Origin of the sequence: Streptomyces sp. NPDC059989 (assembly GCF_042736975.1) — a bacterium.
Lineage (GTDB): Bacteria > Actinomycetota > Actinomycetes > Streptomycetales > Streptomycetaceae > Streptomyces.
In genome coordinates this window covers 120,385-143,962 of record NZ_JBHWUO010000004.1, presented here as the reverse complement: position 1 = coordinate 143,962, position 23,578 = coordinate 120,385, and the positions used below count along the sequence as shown (strand labels likewise).

The 23,578-nt window shown below is 73.9% G+C and carries 20 protein-coding genes; 7 read left to right on the top strand and 13 right to left on the bottom strand.

Annotation, left to right across the window (positions count from 1 at the left end; genetic code table 11):
• Window positions 1–80 precede the first annotated feature (80 nt).
• Entirely contained in the window at window positions 81–1,280 is a 1,200-nt protein-coding gene (locus ACFWBN_RS05385; RefSeq protein WP_385170887.1) for a mannosyltransferase family protein, read from the top strand.
• A gap of 33 nt (window positions 1,281–1,313) precedes the next feature.
• Here the strand turns inward: ACFWBN_RS05385 and ACFWBN_RS05380 are convergent, their stop codons facing one another.
• Entirely contained in the window at window positions 1,314–1,982 is a 669-nt protein-coding gene (locus ACFWBN_RS05380; RefSeq protein ID WP_385170884.1) for a response regulator, read from the bottom strand.
• A complete protein-coding gene (locus ACFWBN_RS05375; RefSeq protein WP_385170881.1) occupies window positions 1,979–3,214 on the bottom strand; it encodes a sensor histidine kinase in 1,236 nt (411 codons plus the stop codon). The genes ACFWBN_RS05380 and ACFWBN_RS05375 overlap by 4 nt, the downstream gene beginning before the upstream one ends.
• A gap of 256 nt (window positions 3,215–3,470) precedes the next feature.
• Here ACFWBN_RS05375 and ACFWBN_RS05370 point away from each other — a divergent pair, with 256 nt between their 5' ends.
• From ACFWBN_RS05370 to ACFWBN_RS05360, 3 genes are all read left to right on the top strand, one after another.
• The gene (locus ACFWBN_RS05370) at window positions 3,471–4,841 is read left to right on the top strand and encodes a tannase/feruloyl esterase family alpha/beta hydrolase (RefSeq protein WP_385170878.1); all 1,371 of its coding nucleotides are present in this window, start codon (window positions 3,471–3,473) and stop codon (window positions 4,839–4,841) included.
• Window positions 4,842–4,920: 79 nt separating this feature from the next.
• On the top strand, window positions 4,921–5,133 hold the full coding sequence (locus ACFWBN_RS05365; RefSeq protein ID WP_385170876.1) for an antitoxin MazE7: 213 nt from the start codon (window positions 4,921–4,923) through the stop codon (window positions 5,131–5,133).
• A 147-nt stretch (window positions 5,134–5,280) separates the two neighbouring features.
• Window positions 5,281–5,859 carry a hypothetical protein gene (locus ACFWBN_RS05360; protein ID WP_385170873.1) on the top strand — a complete coding sequence of 193 codons (579 nt, stop codon included), beginning with the start codon at window positions 5,281–5,283 and terminating at the stop codon, window positions 5,857–5,859.
• On the opposite strand, the gene ACFWBN_RS05355 is transcribed toward ACFWBN_RS05360, so the two are convergent.
• Genes ACFWBN_RS05355 through ACFWBN_RS05310 form a run of 10 tightly spaced genes read right to left on the bottom strand, consistent with a single transcriptional unit; the run spans window position 5,843 to window position 17,041 of the window.
• On the bottom strand, window positions 5,843–7,294 hold the full coding sequence (locus tag ACFWBN_RS05355) for an ABC transporter ATP-binding protein (protein WP_385170871.1): 1,452 nt from the start codon (window positions 7,292–7,294) through the stop codon (window positions 5,843–5,845). The two genes, ACFWBN_RS05360 and ACFWBN_RS05355, sit on opposite strands and share 17 nt — an antisense overlap.
• Complete coding sequence (locus ACFWBN_RS05350) at window positions 7,291–8,106, bottom strand: ABC transporter permease (RefSeq protein ID WP_385170868.1); 816 nt, start codon at window positions 8,104–8,106, stop codon at window positions 7,291–7,293. Before ACFWBN_RS05350 ends, ACFWBN_RS05355 begins: the two co-directional genes overlap by 4 nt.
• Complete coding sequence (locus ACFWBN_RS05345) at window positions 8,103–9,050, bottom strand: ABC transporter permease (RefSeq protein WP_385170865.1); 948 nt, start codon at window positions 9,048–9,050, stop codon at window positions 8,103–8,105. The genes ACFWBN_RS05350 and ACFWBN_RS05345 overlap by 4 nt, the downstream gene beginning before the upstream one ends.
• Complete coding sequence (locus ACFWBN_RS05340) at window positions 9,047–10,615, bottom strand: ABC transporter substrate-binding protein (RefSeq protein WP_385170862.1); 1,569 nt, start codon at window positions 10,613–10,615, stop codon at window positions 9,047–9,049. Before ACFWBN_RS05340 ends, ACFWBN_RS05345 begins: the two co-directional genes overlap by 4 nt.
• Entirely contained in the window at window positions 10,612–11,427 is an 816-nt protein-coding gene (locus ACFWBN_RS05335; RefSeq protein ID WP_385170859.1) for a class I SAM-dependent methyltransferase, read from the bottom strand. Before ACFWBN_RS05335 ends, ACFWBN_RS05340 begins: the two co-directional genes overlap by 4 nt.
• The gene (locus tag ACFWBN_RS05330; RefSeq protein WP_385170856.1) at window positions 11,424–12,716 is read right to left on the bottom strand and encodes an MFS transporter; all 1,293 of its coding nucleotides are present in this window, start codon (window positions 12,714–12,716) and stop codon (window positions 11,424–11,426) included. Before ACFWBN_RS05330 ends, ACFWBN_RS05335 begins: the two co-directional genes overlap by 4 nt.
• Window positions 12,713–13,843, bottom strand: coding sequence for an enolase C-terminal domain-like protein (locus ACFWBN_RS05325; RefSeq protein WP_385170853.1), 1,131 nt, complete (start codon window positions 13,841–13,843; stop codon window positions 12,713–12,715). The genes ACFWBN_RS05330 and ACFWBN_RS05325 overlap by 4 nt, the downstream gene beginning before the upstream one ends.
• Window positions 13,840–14,934, bottom strand: coding sequence for a PLP-dependent cysteine synthase family protein (locus ACFWBN_RS05320; RefSeq protein ID WP_385170850.1), 1,095 nt, complete (start codon window positions 14,932–14,934; stop codon window positions 13,840–13,842). Before ACFWBN_RS05320 ends, ACFWBN_RS05325 begins: the two co-directional genes overlap by 4 nt.
• Complete coding sequence (locus ACFWBN_RS05315; RefSeq protein ID WP_385170847.1) at window positions 14,931–15,764, bottom strand: Rossmann-like domain-containing protein; 834 nt, start codon at window positions 15,762–15,764, stop codon at window positions 14,931–14,933. The genes ACFWBN_RS05320 and ACFWBN_RS05315 overlap by 4 nt, the downstream gene beginning before the upstream one ends.
• Window positions 15,761–17,041, bottom strand: coding sequence for an ATP-grasp domain-containing protein (locus ACFWBN_RS05310; RefSeq protein ID WP_385170845.1), 1,281 nt, complete (start codon window positions 17,039–17,041; stop codon window positions 15,761–15,763). The genes ACFWBN_RS05315 and ACFWBN_RS05310 overlap by 4 nt, the downstream gene beginning before the upstream one ends.
• 112 nt (window positions 17,042–17,153) lie before the next feature.
• On the opposite strand from ACFWBN_RS05310, the gene ACFWBN_RS05305 reads away from it, so the two are divergent.
• On the top strand, window positions 17,154–17,738 hold the full coding sequence (locus ACFWBN_RS05305; protein ID WP_385170842.1) for a GNAT family N-acetyltransferase: 585 nt from the start codon (window positions 17,154–17,156) through the stop codon (window positions 17,736–17,738).
• 100 nt (window positions 17,739–17,838) lie between these two features.
• Window positions 17,839–18,669, top strand: a complete 831-nt coding sequence (locus ACFWBN_RS05300) for a class I SAM-dependent methyltransferase (RefSeq protein WP_385170839.1) — start codon at window positions 17,839–17,841, stop codon at window positions 18,667–18,669.
• 109 nt (window positions 18,670–18,778) lie between these two features.
• Here the strand turns inward: ACFWBN_RS05300 and ACFWBN_RS05295 are convergent, their stop codons facing one another.
• The gene (locus tag ACFWBN_RS05295) at window positions 18,779–19,738 is read right to left on the bottom strand and encodes a LysR family transcriptional regulator (RefSeq protein ID WP_385170836.1); all 960 of its coding nucleotides are present in this window, start codon (window positions 19,736–19,738) and stop codon (window positions 18,779–18,781) included.
• 180 nt (window positions 19,739–19,918) lie between these two features.
• Here ACFWBN_RS05295 and ACFWBN_RS05290 point away from each other — a divergent pair, with 180 nt between their 5' ends.
• Window positions 19,919–23,389 (top strand): M28 family peptidase, encoded by a 3,471-nt coding sequence (locus ACFWBN_RS05290; protein WP_385171237.1) that lies wholly within the window; start codon window positions 19,919–19,921, stop codon window positions 23,387–23,389.
• The last annotated feature ends 189 nt before the right edge of the window (window positions 23,390–23,578 follow it).

Sequence of the window (23,578 nt, the reverse complement as noted above, 5' to 3'; positions counted from 1 at the left end):
ATCCCCCTCTCCCTCGGCGGACACCGGCCTGACCACGGCCGGCGGTTCCGCACGCCCTCAGACCGATCAGGAGATCCCGTATGCCCGTTTCCGCCCCCAGTCGGCCGGTCGAGAGGACCGCCGCGCCTGCGGTCGCGCGACGGGTGTTCCCGCGCCCCGGCCGCGCGGACCGCGAGGTGCTGTGGCTCTACCTGCTGACCCGCGTCGGCATCTGGGCCACGGCGGGATGCGTCGGCTGGCTGTTCCCCGCCGACGGGCAGGCCCGGCAGCCCTCGTCGCTCCTGTCACCCTGGCTGCAGTGGGACTGGCAGCACTACCTCCACATAGCCCAGGACGGCTACTTCCCGGGCCGCGCCGGGCCCTGGACCGCCGGCTGGGACAACCGGGAGGCCTTCCTCCCCGGATTCCCGCTCACCCTGCGGGCCGTCCACGCGGTGGTCCCCCACTGGGCCGCGGCCGGAGCGCTGATCTCGTTCGTCGCGGGCGCGGTCGCCGTCCTGGCACTGGCCCGGATCGCCCGCCGGCTGCTGCCCGATCAGGAGGCGGGCCGGCGCGCGGTGCTGTTCCTCCTGCTCTCGCCCTGCGCCGTGTTCCTCGCCGCCGGCTACACGGAAGCGCTGTTCCTCGCGCTGGCCCTGCCGGCCTGGGTGGCGGCCCAACGGCAGCATTGGCCGGCGGCCGCGGTCCTGACCTGTCTGGCCTGCTCGGTGCGCGTCACGGGCCTGTTCCTGGCGGCCGCGCTCGCCCTCCACTTCGTCCTCACCGCCCGCGGCCGCCCCGCCCGGCGCGCGGCCCCCTGGCTCCTGCTGCCCGTCCTCGCCCCGGCCCTCTACAGCTGGTACCTGCACACGCGGACCGGGGACTGGATGGCCTGGAAGCACGCCCAGGAGCGCGGCTGGTACCGGGAGTTCCACGCGCCGTGGGAGGCCTGGGCCAACACCTGGAAGGCCGCCTTCGGCCAGGTCCAGCCCACCGGCTACGCGCTGATGTGGCAGGCCGAGCTGCTGGCCATGCTGGTGGGCCTCGCCCTCCTGGTCCTGCTCGTACGACGCCGCCGCCTGCCCGAGGCCCTCTACATCGGCCTCACCCTGTGGGCGCTGGGCACCTCCTACTGGTACACCTCCATCCCCCGTTCCACCCTGCTGTGGTGGCCGCTGTGGATCGGGCTGGCCGCCTGGAGCCTGCGGCGCCCCGCCGTGCAGAGCGTGTACGTCTGCGTCGCGGCCCCGCTCGCCACGACGGTCGCGATCACCTTCCTCACCGGGCGGTGGGCCGGCTAGTGCTGTGACCGGAATGGTTTGCCGGCCACAGCACTAGAGCAGCCCTCGGTCGCGGGCGTAGATCGCCGCGTGCGTGCGGTCGCGCAGGCCCAGGCGGGACAGGAGGCGGGAGACGTGGTTCTTGACCGTGCCTTCGCTGAGGAAGAGGCGGCCCGCGATCTCGCGGTTGGTCGATCCCGTCGCGATCAGGCGCAGGACGTCGGTCTCGCGCTCGGTCAGGACGTCGAGGCCGGGGCCCTCGGGCGCAGGGGAAGGGGCCGGCTCCGCGGGCTCGGAGCGGGCGGGGCCGGTGGCCAGGCGGCGGGCCACCACGGGGTCGAGCTGGGCCACGCCCGCGTGCGCCAGGCGTACGGCCGCGGCCAGTTCGGCCGAGGGCAGGTTCTTGAGGAGGTAGCCGATGGCGCCCGCCGCCAGGGCCTGGACCACGTACTCGTCGTCGTCGAAGGTCGTCAGCATGACCACGCGGCAGTCCGGTGCGCGCCGGGCCAGTTCGCGGACGGCGGCGACCCCGTCCATGACGGGCATCCTGACATCCATGAGGATCACGTCGGGGTGCTCGGCGACGGCGGTCTCGACGGCTCGGAGGCCGTCCGGGGCGGCCCCGATCACGGTGATTCCGGGCTGGATGCCGAGGAGCGAGGCGATGCCCTCGCGGACGAGTTCCTGGTCGTCCACGACCAGCACGCGCACGGGTTCGGTCATCGGGCGACCTCCGGTCCGGCGGCGCGGGGCACCGTCACGGTGACGACGGTGCCGCGGCCCGGTTCCGCGTCGACCTCGACGCGGCCCCCCAGGAGGGCGAGTCGTTCGTGCATCGCGCGGAGCCCGAATCCGGCCCGGTGGGCGGGGGAACCGGCGGGGAAGCCCCGCCCGTCGTCCGCGACCACCAGCCGGGCTTCGCGCTCCCCGTAGGCCGCCGACAGCTCCACCCGGGTGGCGTCCGCGTGCCGGCGTACGTTGGTGAGCCCCTCCTGGGCCGCCCGGTACAGGGCGGTGAGCGCTTCGGCCCGGTAACCGTGCTCGTCGCCGGAGAGGTTGAGCGTGACGGACGGCGGGCCGCCCGCGCCCTGGTGCACCAGGTCGGCGAGGGCCGTGGACAGCGAGAAGGGCTCCTCCTCGTCGCGCATGGCCCGGACGGACTGGCGGACCTCGTCGAGGGCCCGGTTCGCGGACCGGCGGGCGTCGGCGACGGCCCGCCCGGCCACGGCCGCGTCCGTGGCCTGGAAGGCGGAGGCCTTCTCCAGCTGGATGGCTATCGCCGTGAGGTGGTGGCCGAGGCCGTCGTGGAACTCGCGGGCGAGCCGGTTGCGTTCACGCACCGTCGAGAGGTGGGCGACGCGGGCCGCGTACGCGGTCAGCTGGGCGTGGGAGTCGCGCAGTTCGTCCAGGGCGTGCTCGAGCCGCAGCCGCGTCTCCTGCTCGCCCACGGCCACGGTGGCCATCGCGACGGCCAGGACCAGGCCGAGGCCCGACATCAGCAGGTCGGTGACGGTGTCGGGTCGCAGGTACCACTCGGGGACCCACAGGGTGGTGCCCGCCAGGATCACCGCGACGCCCGCCACGCCCAGTGCGACGGCGGCCCGGCGGCCGAAGGCGGCGTACGCGCCGAGGGGCACGAGCACGAAGAGCGCCCGTGACACCCCGGAGGAGTCGAGTACCGCGGCGGCGGCGAAGAGCGCGAGGCGTGCGAGGAGCAGGACGAGGGCCGGGCGGACCGGCGTGCGGTGCGGGTGGCGGCGCCGCTCGGCCGCGTCGAGGGCGGCCAGGAGCACGAGGCAAGCGGTGAATCCGCCGAGCGCCGGCAGGTCCGCGGGTCCTGCTGCCACGACTCCCCCGTAGAGGCCGCCGGCCAGGACGACCGCGTGGACGAGGGGCGGCACCCACGGCAGGGGGCGCGCGGGCCCGGTGACGGCCGGGGGCGGCGACGCGGTCATGGAATCCCTCTCGTGGGGGTGCGGACTGCGTCGAACGATACGTGCGGACGAGGGGCGGGCCGCGGCCGTCGGAGCAGGTCATGACGGACCTTGGCCAAAGGTCATGTGCCGTTCGGCGGTGGCCCGGGCCGTGGAGTGGCCGCTCGGCATCTGGGGCCGGGTGCCGCGGTCTTCCTAGCCTCGGAGGGCCGGACAGCGGGGCTTCGGCTCCCCGCGGTCCACCGGATGAGCAGCCGAGTAGACAGGAACGTCCCTGATGAGAATCGTACGACCGGTCGCCGCCGTCGCGGCGGCGCTGTTGGCCGCGACGCTCGCCTCGACCAGCGCGAGCGCGATGCCGGAGTCGGCGAAGCGGTCGACTCCGTGCACGGCGCGGGTCCCCGGGGCCCAGTACGTGACCGGCGCCTGCCTGGCCGATCTGACCACGGCCGGAACGGTTGCCTCCGGGCACACCGATCCGGCGGACTGGGCCGGGCTCGAAGCGCCCGGCGCGGTCAACCCGTCGGGGGTCAAGGGGGTTCAGCTCGACGGCTACTTCCCCGACACCTCGACCACCAATACCAATCACGGCTGGAACCACGACAGTCAGTTCGTGATCCGGCTCCCCGACCACTGGAACGGAGGTCTCGTCGTCGCCGGTCCGCCCGGTGTGCGCGAGCAGTACGCCAACGACCGGCTGATAGCGGACCATGTGCTCGCCCAGGGCTATGCGTACGCGGCCACCGACAAGGGCAACACCGGCGCGCAGATCTACACAGACGGCCGGCGCCCCGGCGACGCGATCGCCGAATGGCACGACCGGGTGACCCAGTTGACGGTGGCCGCGCAGCGGACCGCCTCGCGGCACTACGGCCGCGCGCCGTCGAGCACGCTGATGGCGGGGGCCTCGGCCGGCGGCTACCTGGTGCGGTGGCAGCTGGAGAACCACCCGGAGCTGTACACGGGCGGCGTCGAGCTGCACGGCCTGCTGTTCACCCCCGACAGCCCCAACATCCTGGACACCGCCCCGGCCGCGCTGCGCGCGTACCCGCGGTTCGTGGCCGGGGAGCCCGGCGCCCGGGAGGAGATGTACGCCGCCGGGTATCCGGCCGGCTCCGAGCCGATGTGGGAGTGGCACTACCGCAACCAGTGGGACTCCCTCCAGCGGACGGTGCGCGAGGAGATCGACCCGGGGTACGACGGCGACCGGGAGGCCGGGATTCCGTTCTGCCCGGCGGGCGTACGGAAGGGCTGTGACACCGACTACGTCTACGCCGACCGACCGGAGCGCGTACACAAGACGGTCGAGCGACTGTCCCTGACCGGCCGGATCGGCCGGCCGCTGATCACCCTCCAGGGCACGCTCGACACGCTGCTTCCGATCTCCAGGAGCGGTGACGTCTACGCGAAGATGGTCGAGGACTCGGGGCGCGGTGCCCTGCACCGCTACTACCGGATCACCGACGGAACCCACTCCGACGGCCTGTTCAAGGCGTTCCCCGAGCTGGTCCGGCCGATGTCCCCGTGCCTGAGGACGGCCTTCGACGCCCTCGCCTCGTGGACGGCGCACGGCGCCGCCCCGCTGCCGAGCCGGACCGTGCCGAAGGCCCCGGCCGGGAGCGACACCGTCAACTCGTGCTCCCTGTAGCACCTCCGGCGCGCCGCTGATCCCCTTGCGCGTCCGCGAACCGGTCCCCGGGCCGCTCGCGGACGCGCATACTCGGAACATGGCTGACACCACCACAGTCGAGGTCGACACCGATGTCCACGACCGGCTCACCGTGCTCGCCGCGGCCCGTGGCCTGAGCCTGCCCGCCTATCTGGCGGAACTCGCCGACGCCCAGGAGAACGAGGCCGGGCTGGCACGCGCCGCCCGCGCCTTCGAGAAGGCGGTCGCGCGGCCCGGCTTCCGCGAGGGCTTCGCACGCGACTTCGCGTAGACCGACGATCGTGCCTGGTGGGGGTCGCGGGGGCCACGGTGCGTGCCGATGAGATCACATTGACGTGAGCCAGACACTTAGGGCAGCCTTACCTCTGCTCGCACTGTGCGGTGTGGGCGCACCCTCACGTCCCGCCATCGGAGCACCATGTCCACAGCAGATGTCACCTCGATCCGGCGAAGATCGCCACAGCCGTCCGATCTGCTCCTGGTCCCGGGGTGGTGCGCCCCCGCCCTGGCCTCCCTCACCGTGTGCGCGGGATGGGCGGCCAGCATCTGGGTGGCGGTCCATCTGCGGGCCGACGCCACGCTCCACATGGTGGCGCTCTTCGTCCACCTCGCCTGCCTCGTCGTCGGCTTCGGCGCGGTGCTCGCCATCGACTACTACGGGGCCCTCTGGCTCAGCGGCCGCAAGACCCTGAGCGAGGTGGTCGGCTTCACCGCGCCCCTGCACCTGCCGGTCTGGGCGGGCCTGGCCGGTCTCATCGCCAGCGGCGCCTTCCTCCACCCCGACCTCTCCTCGCCGCTCACCTGCGTCAAGCTCGGCCTCGTCCTGCTCCTCGCGCTGAACGGCGTCCAGGCCGGTGTGCTGCACCGGCGGCTGGCCGCCCTCGACGGCCGGCCCGCCACCCGCCGGCTGCTGGTGCGGGGCGCCCTGTCCGCCACCGTCTCGCAGATCGCGTGGTGGGGCGCCGTCGCCATCGGGTTCCTCAACAGCCGGAGCTGACCGGGGCCTCCTCCTCCGCTGTCTCCACCAGCCGTCCGGCGTCCATGACGCCGATACGGTCGCCCAGCGCGCCCGCGGCCGCCAGGTCGTGGGTGATGAACACCAGGGCGAGATCGGTACGCTCCCTGAGCCCGGCCAGCAGCTCCAGCACGGCGCCGCGGTTCGCGGGGTCGAGGCCGGAGGTGATCTCGTCGCAGACGAGCACCCGCGGCTCCGCCAGCAGCGCCCGGGCCAGGGCGGCCCGCTGGAGTTCCCCGCCGGAGAGCGCCCCGGGCCGGTGTCCGGCCGTCCGCGCGTCCAGGCCCAGCCCCTCCATCATCCGGACCGCTTCCCCGCGGGCGCGGTCCCGGTCCGCGCCGCGCAGCCGGACGGCCGTACGGGCCACCTGGTCGAGGACCGGCCGGTGTTCGTCGAAGGCCGCCTTCGCGTCCTGGAACACGTACTGCACGGCGGCCAGTTGGGCGCGGCTGCGCGAGCGCAGACTGCGGGGCAGCGGCTCGCCGTCGAGCAGGATCCCGCCCCTGTGGTCCGCGTGCAGCCCCGCCAGGCACCGGCCCAGTGTCGTCTTGCCGCTGCCGGAGCGGCCGACCAGCGCCAGGCACTCCCCCTCCGCGACCGAGAGCCCGATGTCGTGCAGCACCTCGACGGCGCCGCGCGGGGTGCGGTGTACGGCGGTCAGCGCCCGGGCCTCGATGCGGACCGGTCCCGGACCGCCGGCCCGCGCCGCGCGGCCGGTGCGGTCCGGCGGGGCGGCCGGGACCGGGACCGGAGCGCCGAGTACGGAGCCCGCCGGTCCGCGGTCCACGATCCGGCCCGCGCGCATCACGACGACCTCGTCCGCCAGCTGCCGCACCACGTCGATGTCGTGGCTCAGCAGGACGACGGCGATCCCCCGCCGGGCGAGGGCCGCCAGCTCGGTCACGATGCCCTGTTTGGTGAGCGCGTCCTGCCCGGTCGTGGGCTCGTCGGCGACGATCGCCCGGGCGCCCAGCAGCAGCGCCTGGGCGAGGACCACCCGTTGCTGCTGGCCGCCGGAGAGCTGGTGGGGGAAGCGGCGCAGGATCTGCTCGGGCTCCGCGATCCGGGCCAGGGCCATGGCCCGGTGCACCCGGTCGCGGGCCTCCCGGCGCCCGCCGCCCCGCAGGGCCGCGATGTCGCCCAGCAGGGCGCCGACGCGCCGGCCGGGGTTGAGTACGGAGGCCGGGTGCTGGGGCACGTACCCGACCGCGCCCGGCTCCGTGCGTACGGTGCCCGCCACGCGGGCGCCGGGCGGGAACTCGCCGAGGAGGGCGAGGCCGGTCGTGGTCTTGCCGCTGCCGGACGGGCCGATGACGGCCGTGATCCGGCCGGCGCGGGCCCGCAGGGTCACCCCGTCCACGATCGCCCGGCCCCCGGTCTCCACCCGCAGGTCCCGTACCTCCACGACGGTGCTCATCGTGCTTCCTCCTCTTGCAGGGCGGCGTCGAACAGCAGATTGGCGCCCATGGACAGCGCCGCGATGAGCAGGGCGGGCACCACGGCGGCCCAGGGCTGGAGCAGCAGCCCGTTGCGGTTGCGGTCGACCATCACCGCCCAGTCGGCGGCGTCGGGCTGCACCCCCACCCCGAGGAACGCGGCCGTGGCCACCAGGTACAGGGCCCCGGTGAGCCGGATCCCGGCGTCCGCCGCGAGGGTGCGCCGCATCGAGCGGGCGACGTAGCCGAGGGCCGTCCGCCACCAGGACTCGCCCTGCATGCGCAGCGCTTCCACGGCCGGCCGGGCGGAGACCTCGACCGCCGCCGCGTGCACGACACGGGCCGCGTCGGGTACGGCGGCCAGCCCGACCAGGGCGGTCAGCGCAACGGGGCCGGGCCGGAAGGCGGCCGCCACGAGCAGCACCAGGAGCAGGGAGGGGACGGCGATCAGCACGTCGAGCGGCCTCATCAGCGCCTCCTCCAACCAGGTCCGGCGGGTGAGCGCGGCGGCGAGCCCGACGGGCAGGGCGACGAGGTAGGCCAGCAGGGTCGCGCCGAGTGCGACGAGCACCACGGACCGGCCCCCGAGCAGCACCTGCCGCCCTACGTCGCGGCCGGTGAAGTCGGTGCCGAGCCAGTGGTCCGGACCGGAGGGGACGGAGAAGGAGAGGGACCTGGGCCCGGCGGGCCCGGCCCACAGCGGTCCGATGAGGGCCAGCAGCAGCGGTACGGCGACCAGCGCGATGCCCGGCGCGTACCGGACCCAAGGGCGTTTCGGGGGGCGGGACTTCACGCGGCCACCTCCGAGCGGGGGGCGAAGCGGCGGGCGACGAGGTCGGCGCCGAGATTGGCCAGGACGGTGACGGTGCCGAAGACGACCGCCATGCCCTGGACCACGGGTACGTCGCGGGCGGCGACGGCCTCGATGAGCACGGTGCCCAGGCCGGGCACCACGAAGAGCGCCTCCACCACGATCACCCCGCCGAGCAGCCAGTCGCAGGTGCGCGCCAGCTGCTGGGCGGCGGGTGCCAGGGCGTTGGGCAGGGCGTGGGTCCAGCGGATGCGGGAGCCGGACAGGCCGTACCGCCTGGCCTGGGCCACGTACGGCGAGGCCATCGCCTCGATCATCCCGGCGCGCACCAGGCGGCTGAGGGTGCACACCGGCCGGGCCGTGAGGACCAGGACGGGCAGGACCAGGACGGCGGGCTCCGCGGCGAGGTCCGTGCCGACGGCGGTGGCCGGCAGCCAGCCCAGGCGCAGTGCGAACAGCGTGGCCAGCAGCAGGCCGAGGGCGAACTCCGGTACGGCGTGCACGGCCAGGGTCAGACCGCTGACGGCCCGGTCCACGGGGCCGCCCTCGCGGCGGGCGGCGAGCACGCCCAGGCCGACGGAGAGCGGGACCAGGAGGGCCAGGGTCGCGGCGGCGAGGACCAGGGTGGGGCCGAGACCGGCCGTGAGGTAGCCGGTGACCGGCCGCCCGGTGACCAGGGAGGTGCCGAGGTCGCCGTGGAGCATGCCGGTGACCCACTCCAGGAGCCGTTCGGCGGCGGGCCGGTCGAGCCGCATGGCCTCGCGGATGCGGGCGATGCGCGCGGGGTCGGGCTGGTCGCCGGCGAGGGCGACGGCGGCGTCCCCGGGCAGCGCCTCGGTGAGGGCGAAGATCAGCAGGACGACGGCCGCCGTCTGCCCCAGGCCGAGGAGCAGACGGCGGCCGAGCCACGGGAGCCCGCCCGTCACGCGAGCCAGATCTTGTCGAAGCGCGCCCAGTCCAGGGTGTTGGCGGGCGCCGTCTTGGACACGCCGCGCACCGTGGGGGCGGTGGCGACGATCCAGTCGGCGAACCCCCAGATGAGGAAGCCGCCTTCGTCGTACAGCCGGCGCTGCATCCGCTCGTAGAGGGCGGTGCGCTCCGGCTCGGAGGCGGTGGCCTGGGCCTGCTGGTAGAGGTCGTCGAAGTCCTTGTGCTGCCACTTGGTGGCGTTGGTGGTGGAGCCGGTGAGCAGCCGCTGGGAGACGTGGGACTCGATGGGCATGGCGCCCGAGCGGTAGGAGGCGAAGGTTCCGGAGGACAGGATGTCCTTCCAGTACGTCTCCTTGTTGCCCACCTTGACCTCGACGGTGACCCCGGCCTTGGCGGCCTGCTCCTTGAAGATGCCGGCGGCCTCGACGAAGCCGGTGGCGGCGGGGGCGGTGTCGAGGGTGACCTTGAGCCCCTCGGCGCCGGCCTCCTTGAGGAGGGCGCGGGCCCGGTCGAGGTCCCGGGTGCGCTGCGGCAGTCCGGCCGCGTAGTACCGGCAGCCCTTGCCGAAGAGGTCGTTGCCGATCTCGCCGGCCCCGGAGAGGGCTCCGTCGACGAGCTCCTTGCGGTCGGCGATGAGGAAAAAGGCCTGGCGGACCCGCTTGTCGTCGAAGGGCGGGCGGTCGGTCTTCATGACGAAGCCCTGCATGGAGCTGCCGGGCAGCCGTACGACGTCGATGCGGCCCTTGCCCTCGTGGGCGCGGGCGGTGGCCGGGTTGAGTTCGTGGGCGTACTCGACCTGCCCGCCGAGCAGGGCTCCGACGCGCGCCGACTCCTCGCCCGCGATGACGAATTCGAGCTCTTCGAGGTGGGGGGCGCCCTCCCAGTAGGCGGGGTTGCGCTTGACCAGGAGGCTCGCGCCGGGCTTGAAGGAGACGAAGGTGAAGGGCCCGGATCCGACGGGCCGACTGAAGTCGGCGGCGTCCTTGGGGACGATGTAGGCGCCGAAGGCGGCCAGGGTGTTGGGGAATTCGGCGTACGGGCGCTTGAGCCTGAACTCGACGGTGGAGGGGTCAAGGGCGCGGCTCGCGTCGAGGTCGATGGGTTCCAGCGAGGCCTTGGCGCGGAAGGTGCCCTTGGGGTCGGCGATCCTGCGGTAGCTGTAGAGGACGTCCTCGGCCGTGACGGGGCGCCCGTCGTGGAAGGCGGCCCGGCGCAGGGTGACCCGCCAGGTGTCGAGGGTCTCGTTGGGCTCCCATCCGGAGGCGAGGCGGGGTACCGGGGCGAGGTCGGCGCCGAAGTCGGCGAGCTTGTCGAAGAGGGCCTTGGAGCGGGCGGCGTCGACGAACAGGTTGGCGGCGTGCGGATCGAGGGTCTCGCCCGCACCGCCGCCCGCGAAGGCCGCGCGCAGCCGGCCGCCGGGCTTCGGGGTGGCGCTCGCCGCGTTCTCGGCGTCGCTCGCGGTGGTGCCGGAGGGGCCGCAGCCGGCGGCGAGGGCGAGCGTGCCGGCGCCGCCGGCGATGAGGAGGCTTCTTCGGGCGAGGCCGGTGGTGGGGTGGTTCATGGCGTGGTGTCTCCGTTGCTGTGGTGAAGGGGCTTCAGGCGGGCCACGAGGTGCAGCCGGTCGGCGTCCGCGGTCGGATGCGGGGTGTCCCCTTCGCTCCAGGGCGGTTCGGTGCGGGGCCCCGGCCGGTCGTAGAGGGCGAGGACCTCGAAGCCGGCGGTGGTCAGGAAGTGGCGGATCTCCTGCGGGAAGAGCAGGCGCCAGGCGGAGTGCTGCTCGGCCGGGGGCAGGCCGTCGTCGGCGGTCCAGATCCGGCGGCGGCGCAGCAGCTGGGCGGCGTGGTCGATGTGGAGGGTGGTGCGGGAGGTGTAGGTGGTGCCGTACCGGGTGAAGGCGGCGGTGCGCGGGCCGTCGAGCAGCTCGGTGTTGCCGAGGAAGAAGGCGCCGTTGCGCATCTCGGCGACGAGCAGCCCGCCGGGGGTGAGGTGGGCGCGGCAGCGGGCGAGGAAGGAGGTGAGGTCGTCGTTGGTGTGGCAGTAGAGCAGGGCGCTGTCCATGCAGAGCACCGCGTCGAAGGTGGTACCGAGCCGGAAGTCGCGCATGTCGGCGCGGTGGTAGGCGGGTCCGGGGTGGCGGCTGCGGGCGTGCGCCAGCATCGCCTCGGAGGTGTCGATGCCGGTGAGCTCGCGGCCGGCCCGGTGGTGCAGCCAGGCGGCGTCGCGGCCGGTGCCGCAGCCGACGTCGAGGACTCGGGGGCCGGCGCCGTGGCGGGCCAGCACGTCCTCGGCCCAGCGGGCCGCCAGGTGGTCGGGGTCGGGGAAGCGCTCCTCGTACAGCTCGGGGTGATCGGTCAGCAGGTTGCCTGTGGTCATCGGCTCTCGGTTCTCGGGCGGCCGGGCTGGGGCTCGGGATCGGGGCAGGGCGCTCGTTCGGTATCGGGGCCCGGGGCCAAGGGCAGGGCCCGTCTTCGGTGCAGCCGCGCGACGCCGCCCGCCGAGGCGAGCCCGAGGGCGAGGCAGCAGGCGAAGGGCAGCCAGGCCATGCCGGTGTGCCCGGCGGTGTCCATGGCCCAGCCGACCGCCGCGCTGCCGGCGGCGGCCGCGACGCCGGAGACCGCGTAGAAGAGGCCGTAGTAGGTGCCGGTGAGGCCGGGGCGGCCGAAGGCCGGTATCAGCTCCATCACGAACGGCTGGGCGGTCATCACTCCGAGGTGCAGGAGCAGCACCCCCGCCAGGACCGGGAGCAGGTACGCCGGGTGCGGGGTCCGGACGCCCGCGACGAGCATCGGGGGCACGAAGCCCAGCCCCATGACGGCCGCGCCGGTGGCGATCCAGCGGGCCCGGCTGCCCGTGGCCCGCAGCCGACGGGTGATGCGGAGCTGGAGGAGGAGGTTGGCGGCGGTCCCGGTGAGGAACAGCAGGCCGATCGAGCCCTCCCAGCCCGAGGCCCGCACCGCCGCGTGGGGCAGCAGCAGGTACAGCTGGCTCTCCAGGCCGTACATGCCGATCATGGCGAGGGAGAAGGCCAGGAACCCGCGGCTGCCGGCCGCCTCCCGCCAGTCGGCCAGCACTCCGGTGTCCGGGGCCGGGATCTTCCGGGCGGGCAGCACCAGGAGCTGGGCGAGGGTCAGTACGGCGAACACCGCGGCGGCTGCGACGGCGGCCGCCCGGAAGTCCACGAGGAGCAGCAGGGTGCCGAGCAGGGGTCCGAGCAGCGCGCCGGTGGTGGCGAAGACGTTGAAGAGGGCGAAGGCCTCGGCCTTGCGGTCGGCGGCCTCCTGGGCGACGTAGGTCCGTACGGCGGGGTTGAAGAGGGCCCCCGCGAGCCCGCTGAGTATGGACGCGGCGAGCAGCAGCGGGAGGGTGTCGCCGAGGGCGAACAGGCCGAATCCCACGGTCCGCAGCGCGCAGCCCGCGATGATCACCCCGCGGGCGCCGAGCCGGTCGGCGGCCGAGCCGCCGAGCAGGAACAGCCCCTGCTGACTGAGGTTGCGCAGGCCGAGGACCACGCCGACGACGGCGGCGGAGAGGCCGAGGTCATCGGAGAGGTGGGTGGCGAGGTACGGGATGAGCAGGTAGAAGCCGGTGTTGACGCCGAGCTGGTTCACGAGGAGCAGGCGCACGGCGGGCGGGAAGCCGCGGACGGCGGTGAGGGTCTTCACCGTGCGGCGCCCGCGTGGTCCGGTCCGGCGTCGGCGCGTCCGGCCTCGGTCCGTCCGGCCTCGGTCCGTCCGGCCTCGGTCCATCCGGCATCGGCGCGTCTGACGCCGAGTCCGGCCCGGTTCGGGGCGCGTACGGTGCCGTCGGCGCCGCCGATCCCGGTCCACGGGTCCTCGGCGAGCAGCAGGTGCCCGTCGAGGTCGACCCAGCGGGCCCGGTCCGCGAGGTGCACGGCGGGTGCGATGCCGAGCGAGCTGGCCGTCAGACAGCCCAGCATCAGGTCGGTGCCGGTGCCGAGCAGGGCCTCGTGGATGCGCAGGGCGGCCCGTACGCCTCCGCACTTGGCGAGTTTGACGTTGACTCCGTGGACCCGTCCGGCGAGGGCCTCGGCGTCCTCGTGGGTGACGGCGTCCTCGTCGGCGATGACGGGGATCGGGGATTCCTTCGCGACGCGGGCGAGCGCGTCGGGCCGGCCGGGGGCGATCGGCTGTTCGACGGCGTCGACGCCGAGGGCGGCGAAGCGGGGCAGCAGGTCGAGGGCCTGGCGTTCGGTCCAGGCCCCGTTGGGGTCGAGCAGCAGGCGTGCGTCGGGGGCTCCGGTGCGTACGGCCTCCACGCGCGCGAGGTCCTCGGCCGGGTCGGGGGATCCCGCCTTGACCTTGAGGACGGTGAAGCCGCCGACCGCGAGGCGGGCCGCCTGCGCGGCGGCCGGTACGGGCGCGGTGATGCCGATGGTCCGGGCGGTCGCGGCGGCGGGAGCCTCGGGCGTGCCGAGCAGCCGGTGGGCGGGTTCGCCGGCCCGCTTGCCGACCAGGTCCAGTACGGCGGCCTCGAGCGCGGCGAGTACCCCGGCGGGCAGTTCCCGCCAGGCCGGGTGCCCGCCGCCGGTCTCGGCCCAGGCGGTCTCGGGGTCGGGGAAGCGCTCGGTGCCGGGCCGCACCGCTTCGAGGTTCCGCAGGATGCGGGCGGTGGGGAGCCCCAGGTAGTCGCTGGCGACCACCTCGCCCCAGCCGCGCAGTCCGCCGTGCTCGACGGCGATCCAGACGGCGTCGCGCCGGGTCATCACCGAGCGGGAGATGCGCAGCGGCTCGGCCAGCCGGAGGTCGGCGGTGTGCCAGGTGAGCTTCACGCGGCGCCTCCACGGGAGCGGGTGGGAGCCAGGACCGCCTTGCAGCGGGCCCAGCCGGTGGCCTCGACCGCGTGCGGGTGCGGGATCTCCAGGGGGCGGACGGCGCGGGCGGCGGTGTCCAGGCCGTGGGCGCGGCAGAACTCGTCGTCGTAGACGGTGCCCAGGTAGCGGTGCGGCCCGTCGGGGAAGACGGTGGCGACGACGGCGCCCGGTTCCATCCGGGCGGCCCAGGCGGAGACGAGGGCCACGGCTCCGGTGCTCCAGCCGCCGGAGACGAAGGCGGAGCGGGCGAGCCGCCGGCAGGCGTCGACGGCCTCGGCGGGGCCCACCCAGTGCACTTCGTCGAAGGCCTCGTGGGCGACGTTGGCCGGGTGGATGCTGCTGCCGAGCCCGCGCATCAGGCGGGGGCGGGCGGGCTGTCCGAAGATGGCGGAGCCGACGGAGTCGACGCCGATGACCTTCAGCCGGGGCCAGCGGCGGCGCAGCGGGCCGGCCAGGCCGCCGCTGTGTCCGCCGGTGCCGACGCTGCACACCAGGATGTCCAGGTGGTCCAGCTCGGCGGTCAGTTCGGCGGCCAGCGGCAGGTAGCCGGCCGCGTTGTCGGGGTTGTTGTACTGGTCGGGCCAGTAGGCGCCCGGTGTCCGGCGCAGCACCTCGTGCAGGCGGGCGATCCGGGCGGCCTGCCAGCCGCCCTCCGCGGCCGGGCGGTCGACGAGCTCGAGCTGGGCCCCGTACGTGCGCAGCAGTTGCCGCATGGACGGTTCGAGTTCGGTGTCGCCGACGAGGACGACGGGGTGGCCGAGGGCCTGGCCGGCGAAGGCCAGTCCGACGCCCAGGGTGCCGGAGGTGGATTCGACGACGGGGGCGCCGGGGAGCAGTTCGCCGCGGGCGCGGGCCCCGGTCAGCATGGAGACGGCGGCGCGGGCCTTCATCCCGCCGGCGCCGAGGCATTCCAGCTTCGCCCAGAAGCCGGGCTGGCGGTGCGGCAGGTCGGCGCGGATGCGGGCGAGGGGGGTGCGGCCGAGGAGCGGCAGCAGGTCGGGGTTGGCGGCGCCGGCCGCCGGACGGGGCAGGAAGGGGGCCACGGTCACCGGGCGCCTCCGTAGCGGTGGAGGATTCCGGGGCCGCCGTCGAGCCAGAAGAAAGGGTAGGGCTCGGCGGATACGGCGGACACCCCGGCGCCGAGGAAGCGGGGCAGTACGGCGCTTCCGGTCTGGGCGAACATGACGAGGGGCTTGGCCGTCGCGGCGGCGTGGTCGAGCAGGGGCTGGAAGGTGCCGTTGCCCAGGGTCATGCCGGAGGCGAGGACGGCGTCGCAGCGCTCCAGTTCGGCGAGGGCGTCGGTCCGGACGGGTTCGCCCCATTCGGTGGCGCCGCCCTTGAGGTCGCAGGGCGCGTACGGGATCCCGCGCTCGCGCAGCTGTTCCAGCAGGGAGTTGACGACGCCGACGACGAGGACCCGGCGCGGCGGCTCCTTCGGGAGCAGGTCGACGACGGCGCGGGCGCGGGCCCGGGAGCGGTGCAGCGAGCTGCCGGCCGGGATCGCGTAGGGGCGGGCGCCGTGGTCGGGGGTGTGCGGGCGCACGTGCATGAGGTAGGCGTCGAGGGCGGCGATCCGTACGGGCAGCAGCGGGTGGCCGAGCAGGTCGGCGACGGTGGCGCCGACGCAGTCGTCGAGGGCGCCGGCGGGTAGGGCGCCGGGTTCCACGGCGCAGGATCCGACGGCCGCGGCCAGGCGCAGGCTGAGCACCTCGTTGCGGTAGCCGCCGGAGCGGCCCTCGTGGCGTACGGCCTGGGCGGTGGTGAAGGCGAGCGCCACGCGCTGTTCGGCGGGGTCGGGTCCGTAGGCGGAGGCGAGCACGCGCCCGAAGAGGTCGTCGACGGTGTGCACGAGCGGCTCGTGAAGGGTGGTGGCGGTCATGCTCCCACCGCCGCGGGTTCCGGGCGGCCGGCGTAGGAGGGGCGCAGGCCCGTGAGCAGCCGCTCGGCGGCGGCGCGGGCGCCGGCGCCCTCGGTGTCGGCGGTCATGACGTGGCCGAGGTACTCGTTGTTGCTGGTCGCGGGGCGTACGGTGCGGCCGGGTGCGGCGAGGTCGAGCTCCAGTACGCCGGTGCGGCCGCGGACCTCCTGCGCGCCTTCGATGCCGGTGAGGGTGCCGGCGCCGTCGGGCAGCAGGAAGGCGATGGCGGCGCTGCGCACGCCCGTGGGGCGCACGGCCAGGTCGGGGGTGCGGCCGAGGGCGACGTCCACGCAGGCGGCCGCGAGGTCGACGCCGGTGACGTGGCGGACCAGCTCGGTGATGCGGTTGCCGGCCGGGCGGGGGTTGACCTCGATCACGCGCGGCCCGGTGGGGGTCAGTTTGATCTCGGTGTGGCAGACGACGTGGTCCAGGCCGAGGGCCTCGACGGCCCGTACGGCGGTCTCGGCGGCCTCGCGCGAGCGCCGCGGGCCGATGTCGGCGGGGAACATGTGGCCGGTCTCGATGAAGGCGGGTGCGCCGCCGATGCTCTTGTCGGTGACGCCGACGACGTGGGTGGTGCCGGCGTGGGAGACGGTCTCGACGCTGACCTCTGGGCCGGTGAGCAGTTCCTCCAGGAGGAGTACGGGGGCGCGGTGCTGTCCGCGGGCGTTGACGGGGAAGTCGGCGAGGGCCCGACAGGCCGCTTCGAGCTCCCGCTCGTCGTGGACCTGGCGGACCAGCATCCCGGCGCACAGGTCGACGGGCTTGACGACCAGCGGGTAGCCGATCTCGCGGGCGGCGGCCGCGGCGCCGGCGGTGTCCGCGCAGACGGCGAAGCGCGGGCCGCCGACCCCGGCCTCGGCCAGCACCCGTCGGGTCCGGTCCTTGCGGCAGGCGTTCTCGACGGCTTCGGCGGCGGGTCCGGGCAGGCCGAGGTGCTCGGCGATGCGGGCCACGGCGGGCAGGTAGTAGTCGCAGGAGGAGACCACGCCGTCGAAGGCGAGCACGGCGTGCAGCCGCTCGACGAGGGGCAGCAGGGCGCGGGTGTCGTTGGTGTCCGCCGTGATGACGTTGCGCGCGGCGAGCAGCGGGTGCGGGCCGTCGGCGGGGGCGGCGCGCAGATAGTGGTGCAGGTCCCGGGTGAGGAAGCTGAACTCGTGTCCGCCCTCACGGATCGCCCATGGCAGGAGCCGGCTCATCGACCCCACCCAGCTCTCGACAACCAGCAGATGTCCCACGGGACTTCCTCTCACACCGCCATGGCGGCTCTCTCGGTCGGCCTGACCGGGAGGACGTTATCTGAAATCGTTTTCATTTCCAACAGCGCGTTTTTCCGCTACGGTGGCGGCCATGCGGGAACCGAAGAGACATCAGGCGCCGACGCGTCGGGAACCGGGCGCGTACGAGGTACGGCACGCCCGGCCGGAGGACGTGCGGGGCGCGCGCAGCGTCATGCTCGACACCTTCTACCGGGAGTTCGACTACGGGTACGTGCCCGAGTGGCACTCCGACGTGGTCGACATCCGCGGGACCTACCTGGACGATCCGCGCCACACCCTCGTGGTGGCGGTCCGGGACGGCGAGGTGGTGGGCACCTGCGCCGTGCACTCCCGGGGCCCCGCGCATCCGCCGCACCCGCTTCGGCTGGCCGAGCGCTACCCGTCGGGCCGCACCGCGCAGCTGCTGCGGGTCTACGTGCGCCCCGCCCACCGGCGGCACGGCCTGGCCCGCGCCATGGTGCGGGAGGCCTGCGCGTTCGCGGCCGGCGTGCCGGGGTACGAGAGCATCTACCTGCACACCAATGTCGACATCCCGGGTGCGGAGGCGTTCTGGCGCAGCCTGGCGACCGAGGTCTGCGACGCCCGGGCGAGCGGGGAGCACGGCGGCTTCGGGACGGTCCACTTCGAGATCCCGATGCCCTCCTTGGTGCCCTAGGGCTGTCGCCGGCGGACCGGCGGCCGCCGACAGGCTGGGTCGGCGAAAGATACTTATGCTCGGAGAACGGGGCTGCTCAGGCCCCCGGAGGGCGGCTGTCATGACCGAGCCGAGCGATGCGGTCCAGGCGGACCGCGCCCTGAAGGCCAAGCACCGCGCGATGTGGGCGCTGGGCGACTACCCGTCCGTCGTCTCCGACGTCATCCCGGATCTGGGCGCCGTGCTGGCCCGCGAGTGCGGGGTGAAGCAGGGCGACCGCGTGCTCGACATCGCGGCGGGCTCCGGCAACGCGGCCATTCCGGCCGCCCTGGCCGGGGCCGACGTGGTGGCGTCCGACCTCACCCCCGAGCTGCTGGAGGTGGGGCGGCAGCTGGCCGCCGTACGGGGTGCGACGCTGGACTGGCGGGAGGCAGACGCGGAGGCGCTGCCCTTCGCGGACGGCGAGTTCGACATCGTGATGTCGTGCGTCGGCATCATGTTCGCCCCGCACCACCAGACCGCCGCCGACGAGATGCTGCGCGTCTGCCGCTCCGGCGGCACCGTCGGGCTGGCCAACTGGACTCCGCAGGGCTTCATCGGCCGGATGTTCGCCACGATGAAGCCGTACGCGCCCCCGCCACCGCCCGGGGCGCAGCCGCCGCCGCTGTGGGGGGACGAGGAGCACGTCCACGAGCTGTTCGGCGACCGCGTCACCGATGTCGACGCCCGCCGGCAGACCGTCCACGTGGACCGCTTCGCGGAGCCCGAGGCGTTCCGCGAGTTCTTCAAGGCCTGCTACGGGCCGACCATCGCGGTCTACCGGAGTCTCGGCGGGGACGCCGAGCGCGTCGCCGCGCTGGACGCCGATCTCGACGCGCTCGCCCGCGACAACCTCCGGGACGGCGCCGTGGAGTGGGAGTACCTGCTGCTCACCGCCCACCGCCAGGGCTGAGGGAGGGCTCGCCGCCACCGTCGGTCCGCGGCCGTCGGGGTCCGCCACCGTCGGCCCCCGGCCGTAGGGTCCGCTGTCGTCGGGTGAGCCACCGCCGGTTCCGCCGCCGTCAGTCCGCCGCCGGGTGGGCCTCCGGGTGGGCGTCCCACCAGGCCTTGTGGAAGGCGTTGTTGTCCACGTTGGCCAGGTAGGCGCGGGCCGCGGCGCGGTAGAGCAGCTGCGCCTGCCCGGCCGAGACCGCGGAGCGGTTCCAGGCGAGGCGGATCCGGCCGGTGATGGGCTCGCCGACGAGCGGGCGCATCACCGTGCCCTCCGCATGCGGGCCCGTCGGCTGGCTCAGCGAGATCGCCCGGCCCGCGGCGATCAGGTCGTAGTGCATCTTGCGGTCGGTGATCCGGTAGCGCAGTGACGGGCTGAACCCTGCCTTCGCGCAGGCGGCGACGAGCGCCTCGGGGCCGCCGTCGTCGTCCTCCACCAGCGTCATCCACGCCTCGTCGGCCAGGTCGGCGAGGTCGATGCGGTCCAGCGCCGCGAGGGGGTGCTTCGCCGACAGGCGGATGCAGAACGGCTCCTTCGAGACCAGCGTGCGCGCGAGTGCCCCCTCGGGCAGCGGCACCTCGTGGTCGTTGACCTCTCCGTAGACGATGGCGTCGTACCGTCCGGCGCCGAGCATCCGGGCGAGTGCGGTGACCGAGTCCTCCACGTCCACGGCGATCTCCTGGCCGGACATGGACAGGTCGGTCCGGGCGAGCAGTCCGTCGAGCAGGACCAGGAGGATGCAGCCCAGCCGGAGCGGGGTGCCGGGGGAGATGGCGCGCGCCTCCGCGCCGAGGGCGTCCATCTCGTTGAGCACGCGGCGCGCTTTGGCGAGCACGAACTGGCCGAGCGCCGTGGGCTCCACCCCGCTCCTGCCCCGGACGAAGAGTTCGCCGCCCGTGACCCGCTCGATGCGGCGCAGCTGGGCGGAGAGAGCGGGCTGGGACACTCCGAGCCGCCGCGCCGCGCCCCCCAGGCTGCCCGCCTCCGCTATCCGGCAGACCGCTTGCAGATGCCTCAACTCCAGCTGCATCCGGGCAGCGTACGCAGCGCGCCGCCACCGCACCATAACGCGGGCCTTATGCCTGCCGGGATGTCCCATTCTCGTCATGTCCACGCTCATACTCGGCCGCGAACGAACACTCACTCCCCCAACCCCCCACGATCGGAGTGGACGTTGCAGCCCACCAGATGGACGGCGGCCGTGGCAGCGATGGCGCTGACCGCGAGCCTCGCCGGAGCCCTGGCCGGGACGGCATCGGCGGCGCAGCAGGCGCAGCCCGCACCGTCCCAGAAGGACACCCCGGCCGCGCGCGCGGTCGCGGCCGCCGACCAGGCCGTCAGCAGCGGTCTGGACTCCCTGGTCAACTCCTCGCAGGAGCGGTACGAACGGCGCCTGGTCACCCCCTGGTTGAAGGACCTCTACTCGGTCGCGTACGAGCGCAGCTACCGAGGCCTGCCGGTCGTCGGCGGCGACGCGGTCGTGCTCGCGGACGGCGAGGGCAGGGTACGCGCCCTGCAGTCCGCCTCCTCCGTACGGATCGAGGTGGCCACCCGGCCCTCGGTCGGCGCGAAGGACGCCGAGTCCACCGCCCGGACGAAGCTGGCGGCGGTCGACAAGGTCGAGAGCAGCCGGCTCGTCGTGCGCCTCAAGGACGACAGGCCGGTCCTGGCCTGGGAGACCGTGCTCTCCGGCCGGACCAGCACCGCGCCCAGCAAGCTCCACGTCTTCGTCGACGCCCGCAGCGGCGCCTTCCTGGACAGCTACGACGACGTGGTCGCCGGCAGCGGCAACAGCAAGTGGAACGGGCCCGGCCCGATCTCCATCGACACCACCAACTCGGGCTCCACGTACACCCTGCGCGACCCGAACCGGACCGGCCTGAGCTGCGCGGACTACAGCAACGGCACGGTCTTCACGAAGTCCTCCGACTCCTGGGGCACCGGCAACCCCACGAGCAAGGAGACCGGCTGCGTGGACCTGATGTTCGCCGCGCAGAAGCAGTGGGACATGCTCGGCCAGTGGCTGGGCCGCAACGGCGTCAGCGGCAACGGGCGCAGCTTCCCGGGCAAGGTCGGGCTGAACGACCTCAACGCCTACTGGGACGGCAGCTCGGTCACCATCGGGCACAACAGCGCCAACGAGTGGATCGCCGGCGTGGACGTGGTGGCCCACGAGTACGGGCACGCCATCGACACCAACACCCCCGGCGGCACCAGCGGCCAGGAGGCCGGGCTCGGCGAGGCCACCGGTGACATCTTCGGCGCGCTGACCGAGGCGTACATCAACGAGCCGGCCCCGTACGACACCCCGGACTACACGGTCGGCGAGGTCATCAACCTCCAGGGCCGGGGCCCGATCCGCAACATGTACAACCCGCCGGCCGTCAACAACGACCCGGCCTGCTACAGCTCCGCGATACCCGGCACCGAGGTGCACAAGGCCGCGGGCCCGCTGAACCACTGGTTCTACCTGCTCGCCGAGGGCTCCAACCCGGGCGGCGGCAAGCCCACCAGCCCCACCTGCAACCAGTCCACGGTGACCGGTGTGGGCGTCCAGAACGCCGGCAAGATCTTCTACGGGGGGATGCTGCTCAAGACCAGCAGCATGTCGTACAAGAAGTACCGGACGGCGACGCTCAGTTCCGCGAAGTCGCTGGACGCCACCTGCGACCTCTTCACCAAGACGAAGGCCGCCTGGGACGCCATCACCGTGCCCGCGCAGGCCGGTGACCCGACCTGCACCCCGAGCCAGGGCAACGACTTCTCGCTGGCCCTGAACCCGTCCTCGGGCACCGTCCAGCAGGGCGCTTCGGTCACCACCACCGTCGGCACCACCGTCACGACCGGCTCCGCCCAGTCGGTGACGCTGACCGCCACCGGGCTGCCCGCCGGCGTGAGCGCCTCCTTCAACCCGGCCACCGTGCAGTCCGGCCAGTCCTCGGTCCTGACCCTGACCGCCACCGCGAACGCGGCGCCCGGCGCCGCCACCGTCGTCGTCAAGGGGCAGGGCACGACCCTCGCCCACACCGTCGACTACGCGCTGAACGTCGGCGGGACCCAGCCCGGCAACGACCCGCCGGACATCAGCGTCGCCAACGTCCAGGCGCACCTGACCCAGTTCAACACCATCGCCTCCCAGAACGGCGGGCACCGCCGGGCGGGCAGCGCCGGCTACACCCAGTCGCTGGCGTACGTGAAGGGCAAGCTGCAGGCCGCCGGCTACACGGTCACCGAACAGAACTGCTCCTCCTGCACCTACCCGTCGAACAACCTGATCGCCGACTGGCCGGGCGGCCCCGCCGACCAGACCGTCATGTTCGGCGCCCACCTCGACGGCGTCTCGGCCGGCCCCGGCATCAACGACAACGGCTCGGGCTCCGCGACCCTGCTGGAGAACGCCCTCGTCCTCGCCCAGAAGAACCCCACCATGACCAAGCACGTCCGCTTCGCCTGGTGGACCGACGAGGAGCAGGGCCTCAACGGCTCCGAGTACTACGTGGGCCAGCTGAGCAGCGCCCAGCGCGCCGCCATCAAGGGCTACTACAACTTCGACATGGTCGGCTCGCCCAACGGCGGCTACTTCATCAACAACGTCAACTCCACGACCGCCGCCCCGCTGAAGGCGTACTGGACCTCGCTGAACCTCGCGCCCGAGGAGAACACCGAGGGCCAGGGCCGCAGTGACGACTACTCCTTCCAGCAGGCGGGCATCCCCACCTCCGGCTACGCGGCCGGCGCCAGCGCACGCAAGACCTCCGCGCAGGCCGCGAAGTGGGGCGGCACCGCGAACGCGGCCTACGACTCCTGCTACCACAGCGCCTGCGACACCGCGAACAACATCAACGCCACGGTCCTGGACCGCAGCGCGGACGGCGTCGCCTACGCCGTCTGGAAGCAGGCCGTCGGCGGTGAGACGCCCGCGCAGGACTTCTCCCTCGCCACCAGCCCGTCCGCGGGCACCACGGCCCCCGGCGGCTCCACCTCCGCCACCGTCAACACCGCCACCGTGAGCGGCGCCGCCCAGACCGTGGCCCTGTCCGTCTCCGGCGCGCCGGCCGGCGTGACCGCCACCCTGAGCCCGGCCTCCGTCCAGTCCGGCAGCTCCTCCACGCTCTCCGTGCAGGTGGGCGCGAGCACCGTCCCCGGCACCTACACCCTGACGGTCACCGGCTCCGGCACCGTCAGCCACACCACCACCTACACGCTGACCGTCACGGGCAGCGGCGGCTGCACGCCGCGCCAGCTCGTGGTCAACGGCGGCTTCGAGAGCGGCAGCAGCCCGTGGACCGCCACCGCGGGCGTCATCACCAACCAGTCGGGCCAGGTGCCGCACGGCGGGAGCTACATGGCCTGGCTGAACGGGTACGGGTCCACCCACACGGACAGCGCCTCGCAGTCCCTCGCCGTGCCGTCGGGCTGCTCCTCGTACCAGCTCTCCTTCTTCCTGCACATCGACACGGACGAGAACGAGAGCGTCGTCTACGACCGGTTCACCGTCTCGGTGGGCGGTCAGACCCTGGAGACCTTCTCCAACCTGAACGCGAACTCCGGCTACGTGCAGAAGACCTACAACCTGGCGCAGTTCGCGGGCCAGACCGTCACCCTGAAGTTCAACGGCGTGGAGGACCAGTCCCTGCAGACCTCCTTCGTCGTGGACGACGTCACGGTCCAGGTGAGCTGATGCCCGCCTGATCCGCTGACCGTCCGGGGCTCCGGCCCGGTGCCCGCAGTGCGGGGACCGGGCCGGAGGCATGTCACCGCCGGACCAGCAGCCCGCGTTCGTAGGCGAGCGCACCCGCGCAGGCGGCGAGTGCGGAGATCCGCTGGGTTCTGCTCGTTCGGGTCATGGCTCCATGGTGATCCGGCCCGG